Annotated in this window: 6 protein-coding genes; 2 read left to right on the forward strand and 4 right to left on the reverse strand. The window is 41.9% G+C overall.

The features are described from left to right. Positions 1-195: 195 nt before the first annotated feature. The 4 genes from H6571_09575 to H6571_09590 form a co-directional block, all read right to left on the reverse strand. Positions 196-993 carry a T9SS type A sorting domain-containing protein gene (locus H6571_09575; protein MCB9323970.1) on the reverse strand — a complete coding sequence of 266 codons (798 nt, stop codon included), beginning with the start codon at positions 991-993 and terminating at the stop codon, positions 196-198. Between the two features lie 167 nt (positions 994-1,160). After that, positions 1,161-8,462 (reverse strand): T9SS type A sorting domain-containing protein, encoded by a 7,302-nt coding sequence (locus H6571_09580; GenBank protein MCB9323971.1) that lies wholly within the window; start codon positions 8,460-8,462, stop codon positions 1,161-1,163. A 950-nt stretch (positions 8,463-9,412) separates the two neighbouring features. Next, positions 9,413-10,507: a glycosyltransferase family 4 protein gene (locus tag H6571_09585; GenBank protein ID MCB9323972.1), complete on the reverse strand. Its 1,095-nt coding sequence runs from the start codon at positions 10,505-10,507 to the stop codon at positions 9,413-9,415. A gap of 26 nt (positions 10,508-10,533) precedes the next feature. Then, on the reverse strand, positions 10,534-11,121 hold the full coding sequence (locus H6571_09590; GenBank protein MCB9323973.1) for a DUF3109 family protein: 588 nt from the start codon (positions 11,119-11,121) through the stop codon (positions 10,534-10,536). Positions 11,122-11,263: 142 nt separating this feature from the next. Between H6571_09590 and H6571_09595 the strand changes: the two genes are divergently transcribed. Beyond that, positions 11,264-11,680, forward strand: a complete 417-nt coding sequence (locus H6571_09595) for a hypothetical protein (protein ID MCB9323974.1) — start codon at positions 11,264-11,266, stop codon at positions 11,678-11,680. Positions 11,681-11,913: 233 nt separating this feature from the next. Further along, positions 11,914-13,230 (forward strand): citrate (Si)-synthase, encoded by a 1,317-nt coding sequence (locus H6571_09600; GenBank protein MCB9323975.1) that lies wholly within the window; start codon positions 11,914-11,916, stop codon positions 13,228-13,230. Positions 13,231-13,259: the final 29 nt, after the last annotated feature.

The following is a 13,259-nucleotide window of genomic DNA, read 5'->3' on the forward strand; positions in this document are numbered from 1 at the left end:
ATATTAATTCCAGCAGGGCATGAAAAAAATTCATGATTCATACTGGTTATAATCATTACAAGGAGGCTACATCCAATTGGCACACAATTAAATGGATTCAGCCAAAATACCACTGATCGATACTTATTGATCACAGGTAATAACAAATACCATTTTAAACCTGAAACCAGGTCAAAGGTATAGTAATTAAGCTCATTAATTACTTATATGAATAATTTTTTGAGAGACTTTAAATTCTCTGGAAACCAATTCATAAAAGTAAATTCCTGCTGAAGGAAATGAGTCTTTATTTAAAATAATCTTGTGCTTTCCGGCTGGAAAATACTCATGTCGTTCTTGAACAACTTTTCCTTTCGCGTCCTTAATTGAAAGCGTCAATTGGTTTCCGTGAGCCATTTCAAAATCCAGTGTGGTAAAGGCAGAGAACGGGTTGGGGTAACAGTCTATTACTTTAATTTGATCCGGGGCATTATTAAAAAAAGTAGCATTAGGTTCAGTAACGTTAAGCGTTCCACTGACCATCTCTGATTCGATTACTCCGTTTTCGTCAGAGAGTTCGATAAGTGTTGGTATGTTTGAAAAGCTGACTGAGGTGGCGGAGTTAGGGTCTCCAATGACTATAAATTTAATAGAGAATAATACAGAACTATCTACCAAGGCCACACCAGAAAGGCTGTTATCGATCCACAAGAATCCCAGTCGACCTGCACCTACCGAATCCAAGCCAAAATTAGCTTCTTTGGTGATATCATCAATACCAAAATTTTCAACATTCTGAAAATCAAGTACATTGGGATCCCAATTTACAGAAAACTGCATACCAAGCATATCCTGAAAAGCGGATACTTTTAGGTCGACATCAACCATTGTGCCGGGTTCTACATCCTGATTTTCGAAAAAAAGTGAAGTAGTCTGCGCCAGGGAGGCGTCAAAGGAAATGAAAAACGACAGGAGGGATAGTAGGAAAAATTTTCCAGTATAATATTTTTTCATAAAATGGGATTATTGTGGAGCTCCTACCAGAAAAAAAGGCTTGGCAACTCCTTTATCTTAAAACTTTCCGCTAAGGTACTATAAAAAAAGAAAAATTACAATTAGGCTCTAATAAAAAAGGAGTGGCTCCTAGGGAGCCACTCCAAAAGTTATATTATAACTTTAGATTACTTAACCAAGATCATTTTCTTAGTAGCAGTAAAATCGTCTGTTGAAACTGTGTAATACAGAACACCAGTTGCTAAGTTTTCAGCGTTGAAGTCATAAGCATTATAACCTTTAACACCATTTGCATTAACAACTCTCAGTGTCTTACCTGTCACATCCTGGATAGTGATCGTTACGTTAGCATCCTGTGGGAGGCTGTAACCAATCTTAGTAACTCCATTGAATGGGTTAGGTGTGTTCTGATATACTTCGAAACCAGCAGTTGCAACAACTCCGTTTGTGAAGTTGATCGCTACGTCTAATGTTCCGTTGTTGTCATAAGCTTCTGCTACTGTGTAGCGTGAGCTTACTCCGATCAGGTCACTCAATTGTGCTTCTGTATTAGCTGTGAAGATCAAAGTGAACAATACTGCATTGTCTGCAGCTTCACCATTCCAGCTAGTAGTAATGATACCTTCGTTCAGGAAGGACATTCCAAAGTTTTCTTCAGTAGCTACACCGTACTCGATGTCAGACAGGCTCAATGCTGCATTATCGAATGTCAATGTAAACTGGTAACCCTGGATTTTAGCGAGATCTGCAGCAGTAAAGCTTACGCTGTACTGGTTTCCTGCTTTAACTGTTACGTCTTCAGTAGTAAGTGCGAACAATCCGTTCACATTACGCTCTTCAACGCTAGTTACGTTAGGAGTAGCAGAACCGTTAACATCACCAATCTTAGCTGAGATGAAGTTATTGTTCAAATCATCACCTGACAAGCCATCAATGTTGATTACTTCTGGGAATTCTTCGGCCCATGGGTTAGATGGATCTGGGAATACATAAGAAGCGTCAACAAATCTCCAGCTTGTGTTATTCGGGAAGTCAGTGTAAACACCCAAGATCAGTTTACGCAATTGGATCATATCCGCAGTGGTAACTGTTCCTGAAGAGTTAACGTCAGCAGAGATCAACTTGTATGGGCTATTCAACAACTGAACACCCAAGATGTGCTTGCTGATCAATACGAGGTCAAATGTAGATACTCCGTTCAATGGGTTAGCATCGAGGTGAGGAGTAAGCGTAACATCGCTACCAGTAGTAACGTTGTTGAAAGCATAGCTACCATCAGTTCCAGTCAATGCATCAAGGAATACACTTCCTGCCAACTGAACTTCAGCACCTTCTAAACCTTCAGAATCTTCAGTAGCAATTGCACCTGCAACAGTTGCACCTACAGCACCGGTTGGGCAAGTAACCCAAGCCTGAACCAATACGTAAGTCTCACAGTAATCATAGTTAGGACCACCAATAGTACCGTCTGGTTGAACAGCATATGGGTTGTACGCACTATCCCATGAGTAAATACGAATCAAAGTAGTTGCATCATCGTTACAATCGAGTACCAAACCAGTTACATCTGGAGTTGGGATCTCAGATCCGTCAGCTACGTCATCAGCTCTGTGGATAGAGTACTTGATAGGCTCTGTACAATCTTCAATATCAGAAGCGATAAAGTCGCTTGCCCAGATTGCCATAGCACAACATCCGTCTGGCTGAGGCATCAAAGTTACAGTCAATCCGTTGATACAGATTGGTGTTGGTGCTTTACAGTCAACAACATCGAAAGGAATTTCTAACCAAGTGATGTTATGACATCCATCTTCGATGTGAACACCAAAGCTGTGTGAACCAAGTGGATAGTTTCCGCTGATTGTGTAAGAAGCGTGAGTAGCATCAATAGCTACAGGACCAGAAATGGTTGCAGAACCGTCAAGAACGCCATCTGCAAATGCATCGATGAATCCTTCTACAGTGACAACGCTCAGATCACAAAGTTCTTCAACTGTGAAAGTAATTTCAACATCTCCGTAACAATCTGCTGTTTCACTGCAGAATGCGCCGTAATCAGTTACTACTGCAGTAGGAGCAACAAAGTCATAAACTTTGATCACCTGAGTATACTGCCAGTGGCCTACACTTGTCAATTCAGTATTGATATTGCTGTTTGCCCATTCTCCGTTTGGCTTAGGCAAGTTAGTACAACGTGAAGTTCCAATAAATGGATTCGTGTTGTTTTCGTCATTGTCTCTGTCTACGTAAGTAGTGTAGATTGGGTTGTTACCGTTCCAAGTAGTACGAACCAGTACCCATACATTTTCATCACCTGGATTGTTGTCACAATCTTCATCTCTTCCGATTACGATTGGGTCAGACTCGCCATCCCACTCACACCAGTTGATTACTTTATACGTACGTAAGATTTTATAACATTCGTCGCTTGTTGCTGTGTAAGGAACATCCGTTACGTTAACAGTGATCAGATCACATCCTAAAGTATTGTATGCAATTGTATCAGGGTTTGGAGTTCCACACTCTGCAGATGCATCTTTAGGGAATTTGATTTCGTAGTTGTGTACTTCGTAAACAGTAATAACCTGCTGACATGAGTTAGTTGAAGTCAGACCCCAATCATCAGTTGCACGGAATGTACGTACTACAGTACCCCATCCACAATCGTTAAGGTTGTTGTTGACAGAAATCTGTGCAGCAGTTGCATTACAGTTATCTTCAGCCCATGCCTCTCCGAATACTTCGTTGAGTTGGTCTACATCCGTCCAGTCTATGTGTAACAGTTCATCATCGTCACAGTGACGAGTAGTGTTGTGTGGAGCGTGGCAGTAAGGATTGATCTTATCTTCAATCAGTACATCTAACCAACACATATTGGTGTTACCCGCTGCATCAGTTACCATTAACTCGATAGTTACGTAGTTGTGTACGTCATCACAATCGAAGTCAACCCAAGGACCCCAAACACCACCTGCACGACGTACTTTGATAGTAACATCACTACAGTTGTCATGGCTACCTTCGTCAACATCTTCTGCGTAAACGCGTGCATAACCTTCACCACCTATTGAAATATGTAAATTGTCATCACATACTGCTACAGGAGCAATATTGTCAACAACTTCGAAAGGACAGCAAAGTGAAGCTGAATTACCACAAACGTCAGTTACAGTATAGCAGAAAGTATGTGCACCCAATGTGCTCATAGGAATACCACTTACGTATGGTCCAGCTTGGCCGGCAGCAAATGGTCCGTAAGAAGCAATTGTTTGCTTAACAGTTTCAGTACCTGTTACTTGACCCCACTGGTTGTAAACATCTTGCTCAACAAGAATTACAACAGCAACACTCCAGTTCCATGTATTACAGTTATCTGTAACGATAGGAGCAGGAATTGGGAAAGCAGCAGTACAATCGAATGGTCCGGTAGAGTATACAGGGTGGCTATCACCAATACCATCCCAATCTGTATCAACTAAGTTACACTCAATAGAAGGAGCTTCAGTATCACCAACTTTGATGACCTGAGTATAGTTGGTTACAGGTGTTGGATGACACCAGTCAACGATAGTCCAGGTTCTGATAATTTTGTAGCTGTTAGCACAAACGTTAATAGCAGGGCTGTTAACATAAGTTGCACCTAAGTTACAGTAAGTATCAGCAAGGTTATAAGTACCATAAGCAGTAGATACTGTTGGGTAACCCGTTACACTTGGAGCAGGGAATCCGTCTGCGTCAAGAGCAACAGTTTCATCACAACCGATTTCCACTACAGCAGCAGGAACGTGTACATCGCCAATGTTTGGCTTGCGAACGAAAATCTGCTGAGTACATTCGTCGGTCATAGGAGCGTTAGTACAGTTGCTATTGTAACGATCTGCTACTTTGAAGTGACGAGTAATAACGTCATAACCACAACCATCTTCACTTTCTGTTACTTCATCCCATACAGAAACACGTACCTGGCCACAGTTATCCCATACCAATGGACGTCCTGTTTCACCAAGGATGTAAGCTAAAGCAGCGCTCATAGATCCAGGAACTACCTGGCCATTAGCGTAAGTAGTATAATACTGAACACCACTGATCAGGATATGATCAATATCAGTACAGATGAATTCTTTGTGGCTTGTCAAAGAGTAAGAAGTATTGTCTGGACACTCAACTACAGGAGCAGTTTTGTCTTCAGCTTTAATCTGACCCCAACAAATGGTGAAGTTACCTTCAACACCGTCTTTCAATGCAACAGAATATCCGAAAGTACCACAACCGTCAATGGTAGATCCGTTTAGAGGATTTGAGTCAATAACGGTTACTGTGAAATCGTCTGGAGTTAAACATCCCCAGGTACCTGTGAATACGATTGAAGGATCAAGCTCTGCAAAACACTCATCATCTAAAGTGATGTTGATGAAAGCAATACAAGCAAGGTTGTCCTGTGGTGCAGGATCCTGAGTTACCACGATGTGGAAGTCTTCAGAACTTGCATTTCCAGCAGCATCAACTGCATCAATAGTAACCGTATGGTTACCTACAGGTGCATTAACAGTATAGTTATTGGTACCGGCAGCAGGGAAAATCTGTCCACCATTCAACTTAACTACAGGCGTTACATCAGAACAGTTGTCTGTTGCAGTTACGTAGAAAGTTACAGGTACGATAGGATCATCACAAGGATCCAGGTCGATATTGATATCCTGTGAAGGATATACAATTACAGGAGCCCACTGATCTGGCTGGCTAACTACATTGATTTCAGAATCTACAGTTTTAGTTGCACCATCGCTGTCGGTGAAAGTTGCATAAAGCAAGTTACCGTCATTCGCTGCAGTGAAATTAGCAGTTATTTCCAAATATCCTTCAGCATAAGCCCACTGAAGAGTTAAAGCTGGAGGAGTACCACCAAGGTATTGCTGGATTCCAACTTCCCAATTCTGAGCTTCCAATAAAGTCAAATCATCACAATCATCACTCACCTGGATAGAGAATGTCTGGTTAACAGAAGTCTCACATACAGGAATGGTAAAGTTCAGGTTTCCAGGAAGAATAACTGTAGGAGCCTGGTTCTGCTGCTGCTGGATGTTTACCAGAGGCTGAACCAATTGTCCGTCATATGTAATGTCAAAGATGTAAGGTCCGGCAGAAACCACGCCACAAGCTTCGAAGAAACCTACGTTGGTCTGGCTGTTTACATCAGCATAAGTAATAGCAAGGCCTGAGTTGTCACTGATGAATCCAACACCAGCTGGGTCAACAGGAGCACAGTCATCATAAATCTGGAAAGAGTAACAGAATAATGTTGCATCCTCACAGTAAGGAATAGTCAGGTTATCATCAGCTGCGATGATCACTGCTGGAGCGTCAGCTGCAGCTTGTTCTACAGAAATGACAACATCAGCATAACCTGTGTTACCCCATTGGTCGGTATAAGAAGCAGACCATAAAGAACCATCATCTGCAGCAGAAACAGTTACGAAATATTCAGCATATCCGTATCCTTGTCCATTACCGAAAGGTCCAAAAACATCATCTCCTCCATTAAAATAATTCAATACTTCAGTACCATTTGCATTGAAGTTGATACCATCCTGGTAAATTGTTTGCTCACAAAGATTTGAGAAGTAAACAGTAACCGTGATGGTTCTTGAATCAGCACAATGAGGAATGGTAACATTGTTGGCTCCAACAATGATAACTTCAGGATCATTGAATTCTGCAAGTGTTTTAATCAACCAAATTCCATCAGCAAACAGATCTGCTCCATTTCCTGCAGCATCTACCATATTAAGAGATACGCCAAGTACACCAGATGGCCAGTTGACATCAATCAAATAAGTACCAAATCCGTCAGGAGTTACAATGACCTGAGTACTAGGGAATAAATCATAACCAGGAAGTGGCACGCCACCTGAAGTAAATCTCCAAGTGTTTGCAGTAACAGCATTAGGATCGGTAATGAGACCATCACAGTTGTCAAAACCATATACATACCACTGTTCCTGGTAATTACATGTACCTTCTGGCAATAAATAATCTGCCAATTGAAGTACATTGTTTACTCCACCTAATACGAGATTACTTCCTCCTTCAGGAGTAAACGGATCATTATCAGAGATAATATTACCAAGGATATCAGTTACATACCATACAGGTGCTTCTGAGTCAACGCCTTCATCAACAACCACTTGAAGGTTGTAAGGAACGTTAACTGGATTACAAGCTGTAGTTTCAGTGATCAACAGGTTGTAAACACCAGGACCTGCATTAGCAAAGTTGTAGGTACCGGCAGGAACACCAGCATATCCACCTGGAAAAAGTGGGAAAGGACCATTTACTACTACGATATCGTAAGTACCGGTACAAGTCGGGCTATCACCAATAGTAACAGTGAAAGATCCGTCAGGTACAAAACCAGGGCTAATTGAAGGACAAGTAGCTTCTGTGACATTAGTAGTTACAGTAATAGGATCGTCTACGGTCTGGAATGGACCGAAAGCTGCATCGCTACAATCAAAAATGTTTGGAGCAGGGTTACCGTCACAAGTTTCAAAAATGTTCCACTCGTAGAAAGTACCTGGCTGCAAACCAGAAACAGAAATAGAAACCGCACCGGAAGCATTGTTCCAGGAAGTTACGTTTACCAATGGGTTATTGGAAGTGATTATTCCAGGAACACCAATGTTACAAACAGTAGCTGCGATAAACTCTTCATTCTCATCACAATCAAAGCCTTCATTTCCAATGTAGAAATTAAAACAGTGATCATTGATAGGAGTGTTTACGGATGTCCAGGTGAAGGTAGCAGATGTACCTGTCACGTTGGTAACCACACCGTTTACCGGAGGATTACAGTCAGGGCCTCCAACCGGTGGAGGAGCTCCTGTTGTCAATTCTGCTTCCCATCCACCGTCAGCAAAAGAAGGGTCAGAGTTGAAAGTGACAGTTAAACAACCATCAGCTGCAGTAGATGTGAAAACGAGATTAGCAGGATCCATGTCTTCAACGCTATTTGGGTCAGCACAAGCATCCTGACCTTCAGCTTCTTCTCCACAACCACCGGCGTAAATAGTTCCGTTGGCATCAGCGATGGAAATATAGTCCCAACAACATCCTAAAGGCGAAGGACCAGAACCGCTTGAAGAAGTTTCAATGTTCACAAAAGTAAAGGTAAGCGTTACGGCTTCACCTGGTACTGAGGAACAAAATGTGACACTACTAGATTCGCCGCTTTGGTAATCACCTGCGGGTCCACCAGAGTCAAAGTAAGCAAGTGTACCTCCAGAAGGTACTACCTCGTTACCGCTGCCAGGGTGGTTCACCTGGGCTTGAGCCCAGATTGCTCCAAAGGCAAGCAAGCAAACAACTGATAGTAATTGTTTGAAGTTTACATTTTTCATAAAATTACAATTTGTTAAAAAAATTAGGTTAAAAAAAAGATTATGATAATATGCTAAGTTAATTTTAGCCAATGTTAATGTGTGATCTTTTACGATGAACGGCCCACGGTAAAACGTGAACGGTTAGGTGAATCATTCGTAAAAGGGGGCGTGCAAAGTGTACGTGTGTGGTGTGAGTGTGTTTGATAAACCCGGTTGTGTTTAGGTCGTATTTCATGAATGAGTGGCTTATCAAACTATTTAGGTCGAAAAATTTAAACGAATTATAACATGTTTTTCATAAGCAATCCAAACATGCTTTTAGTATTTCAAATCAGGCGCCACATCTTTTTGTGGAGCATATGTTTTATAGTATTAAGGTCAAAATCAGGTCAAATAGCGAAAACACCTTATGTAAAAGCCCTTCAGACTAAAACATAACGTGAGCATTACCTATATCATAGGTTCAAATAAACAAACTTATTTTTATTTACAGGAGAAGAATATACAGACACCGAATGGTGCTGCGTGGAGTACCTTTTAATTATCATGGGATTAATGATTGTAAAGTAATGCTGCAAAGGTAAACTATTCAATCAATATAAGCAATAAAAAAATGGTTTTTCTCTAAAGTCGCTATTCAGGGGCAATATGCCAGTTCAATTTCTGTGTAAGTAGTAAGCCTCGATTTAGGTCGTGTAAAAGCTTATTGCTATTGTCTGTGTAAACGTCTAAACGTGAGTGCAAAGATAAATGAAAATTTGTTGAATTTCCTAGACCAAAGGAGGTATTTTTTACAACTTGTTAATAAAAAACAACAACAACCCTCTTAATAATCTGAAAACCAGGTAGTTTGGGATAAAAAATTATTCGAAAAAAAGTATCCGTAAGTGAAATAAGAGCATCCTCCTATTCCTTTATTTAAATGGCCCGCCTTTACTTTAAAGATCAACAATCCAATTATTCCAAAAACCATTAAGCCAAAAATTACACCCCATAAAAACATGAATCAAACAAGACATGAAAGATTAAATAAATTTATATCAAAATAACATTTGGTCAATTTTTTCATTGATAACAGCTACCGTTTTATCCCAGTTAAATTGTTCCCGTTGTCTTTTTCCTTTTTCGATGAGATCGGCTCTCCTCCCGGGCTGACTCCAAATCAGGTGCATGGCGCTTTGGATATCTTCAGGATTTTCAGGGTCGACCAGAATAGCGGCCTCCCCTGCTACTTCCGGGAGAGAAGATACATTGGAGGTGATGACAGGAACCTCCGCGTGCATGGCTTCCAGGATGGGCAAACCAAATCCTTCAAAACCGGAGATATAAACCACCGCCAGTGCAGAACCTGCTATAGAGGTCAGATATTCTTCAGAGAGGTAACCCAAAAAGTGAATATCCTTTTTATGAACCGCCTTTTCATAGGCCGATTTAACCGGGCCTGTCTGCCAGGCGAAACGTCCCCCTATGAGCAATTTTACCTCAGATTCAAAGTTGTTTTTAAAGCCGTCAAAAGCCGTAATGAGCCGGTGTACATTTTTGCGGGGATGCACCGCACCATAATAAAAGAAATACGGGCTGCCATTTGAAAAATTCCTTCTGACCTCTACCTGTTCGGTGCCGGCAAGGGGTCGAAAAAGAGAGCGGCTGCCATTGTGTGCAACGGACAGTTTTTCCGAAGCAATGCCATACGTATTTTCAATATCATTTTTGGTAAAGTTGGAAACGGTAATAATATGGTCCGCTCTTTTCAGATAACGTGGCACCATAAAGTTGTAATACCAACGGGACAAAAAGGGCACGTGTTCCGGAAAATGGTGATGGGCAATATCATGAGTCACCATAAGTGTCGGCACATCGGTTGCCAGGGAACAAAATCCATCCGGCGAGAAAAAAAGATCTGCTTTTTGGTTTTTCAGTCCCTGCACCAAAGACCATTCAAACCAACAGTACCACAAAAATGGATGCCTGGCCGGAGGAAAGAGTCTGACTCCGGTAACATTTTTATCAAAAATAAACTGCTCATCGAAATCACGATCAAAAAAAAAGATAAACTCATCCCCCGGTCTGAGTTTGACGAGTCGGTGCAGCACCTCATAGGTAAACCAGCCAATGCCTTCCAGCTTATTTTGCAATAAAAACCTTGTATTTACGGCAATCCTCAAAGCGCTGTTTTTGTATTCAAAAAACTGGCCGCAGCATCAAGTTCTTCGTAGAACTCATCTCCGTACTTTCTGATGAGCGGTTCTTTTAAAAAACGATACACCGGCACTTTCTCCTTTCTCCCCAACTCACAGGCGGCAGAACAGATATCCCACACATCGTAGTTGATGGCTTCAAAACCGGTCAGTTTATTTTCCTTGATCCGGATGGGATACAAATGACATGAGATTGGCTTTTTAAAGGGCACTGCGCCCGCATAATAAGCGATTTCAATACCACAGGCTACGATTCCGTCTTTCCAGACCCGATAAGCACATGGTCCACCATCGATCAGGGGAGTAGAATATTCTTTAAAATCTTCTTCGTAAACATAAAGTCCCTGCTGTTCAATCGCTGCAATACCGTCCTCAGCCAGGAAGGGTTTTACCTTTATATATATATGTTCCAGGGTTTGCAACTCCGATGCTTCCAGGGGAGCCCCGTAATCGCCTTCCACACAACAAATGCCCTTACAGGCCTTGAGGTTACAAATAAACTGTTCCTCCACCACGGCATCACTCACTAAAATGTCCTGAATGACCAACATATTTAACTAATTTAGCGTTGAAATGACAATTACTTTTTAAAGAATCAAATATACTCGAAATTTTGAGGTGCAAAACTACCATTTTTTGTACTTTAGCGTGCATTAATTAAAAACTATAGAAGTTACTTAAAATTTATTACAAATGAGAAAGGTGTTATTGTGTTTTTTTCTGGGTGCTGTCGGTTTTACGGTAACAGCACAGACTACTAATTTTTCAAACGAAGTTACCCAGGCGGTAAAAGAAATGACGGCCCTTTACAGCCTCGATGCAGCGCAGGTTGAAAAAATGGAAGTGATCCAGGAGCGTAATTTCAATAACCTTGCAGCTATTGCTCCTTTAAAAGATACCAACAGAACAGCCTATCTTGAAAAATTGGCAGCAAATCGTAAAGGGACGGATGCTTCTGTACGCATGATGCTCAATGAATCGCAAATAACCATTTTCAGAGAACAGCAGGGCCAACGCCGTGTCACAGAAGCTCAATTGGTAAAAGAACTGAAAGCGCAGGGACTATCCACTGAAGAAATAAGACTTACTGTCATTGAAAGAACGCACTAATCTTCTTTTTCTTCAATAAGTACCTGGTATAAACATGAGTCATCCCGGATTTTATCTGATCAGATGAAATCCGGGATGACTCATGTTTATCGCCATAATATTAATTTAAAGGAAAGCATATCCTGTAATTAAGGAATGGTAAACCGAATCCAATTCACCCCAAAAAAACCACTAACCCAACCCCTGAATTGTGGTATTCAATTTTATCCATCCAAACAAAACACAAATAATTTATGGATCCTCTGAAACAAAGATTTTTCGAAAAAGCAAGTTCGCTCAAAAAAGAAGTCAAGGAAATCCTCAAGGAACACGGTGCAAAAAAAATTGACGAAGTAACGCTGGAACAGGTTTTCGGCGGTGCCCGGAGTATTAAAATGATGATTTGGGAAACTTCCCAACTCTATCCGATTACCGGTATTCGCTTCAGGGGATATTCAATTCCTGAACTGCAGGAATTATTACCCAAAGGTATTTGCGGTAAGCAGCCTCGCCCGGAAGGGTTGTTCTGGTTGATGCTCACGGGAGAAATCCCGACTGCTGAACAAGGCAAATGGCTGACCGACCAATGGACCACCCGGAGCCATGTTCCTCAGCACATCTTTGATGTACTGGACAAACTGCCCAAGGATACCCATGCGATGACACAATTCAGTATTGCTATCAATGCCATGCAAACTGAAAGCGTTTTTGCCCGTCGTTACAATGAAGGACTCAATAAAAGCGAGTATTGGGATGCCGTTTATGAAGATACCATGAACCTCATCGCCCGTTTGCCAAGAGTGGCCGCCTACATTTATCGCAGGACTTACCACGAGGGAAAAGACATCGCACCGGATTTTACCCTGGATTGGGCCGGAAATTTCGCCCATATGCTCGGTATTCCGGGGGATGATTTCAAAAGCCTGATGCGGCTTTACCTTACCATTCATGCAGACCATGAAGGCGGTAACGCTTCGGCACACACTACCCACCTGGTAGGCTCAACTCTGGCAGATCCTTACCTTTCCCTCGCAGCAGGAATGAATTCCCTGGCAGGCCCTCTTCACGGATTGGCCAACCAGGAAGTGATCGAATGGATCATGGATATGCTGAATGCATTGGGTACCACCAAACCGACAAATGATCAGATCGCCAATTACGTCAACAGCACCCTTGCTTCAGGACGGGTTATTCCGGGATACGGCCACGCAGTACTGCGTAGTCCGGATCCGCGTTTTATGGCGCAGAAGAAATTTGCAGAAGAAAATATTGACCATAGTGATGTGGTAAATGTAGTGTGGCAGGTATTTGAGGTGGTGCCTCCAATACTGGAAAAACTAGGTAAGGTGAAAAATCCATGGCCCAACGTCGATGCCCACTCCGGAGCACTACTCGTCCACTACGGACTGAAAGAATACGGATTTTACACCGTATTGTTTGGCGTATCCCGCGCATTGGGAGTACTTTCTGCCATGTGTTGGTCAAGAGCCCTGGGCTTCCCGCTGGAAAGACCAAAATCACTGACCATCGACTGGGTGAAAAACTGGCTTGCTAAATCGGAGAAAGATTAAAGGGTTAATCAGCACTTTCCCTTATTTTT

The sequence above is a fragment of the Lewinellaceae bacterium genome (assembly GCA_020636105.1).
Lineage (GTDB): Bacteria > Bacteroidota > Bacteroidia > Chitinophagales > Saprospiraceae > BCD1.

Excerpts from the sequence above, each read along its gene's own strand:
- H6571_09600 (MCB9323975.1), top strand. The coding sequence starts at position 11,914 with ATGGATCCTCTGAAACAAAGATTTTTCGAAAAAGCAAGTTCGCTCAAA.
- H6571_09590 (MCB9323973.1), bottom strand. The coding sequence starts at position 11,121 with ATGTTGGTCATTCAGGACATTTTAGTGAGTGATGCCGTGGTGGAGGAA.
- H6571_09575 (MCB9323970.1), bottom strand. The coding sequence starts at position 993 with ATGAAAAAATATTATACTGGAAAATTTTTCCTACTATCCCTCCTGTCG.
- H6571_09595 (MCB9323974.1), top strand. The coding sequence starts at position 11,264 with ATGAGAAAGGTGTTATTGTGTTTTTTTCTGGGTGCTGTCGGTTTTACG.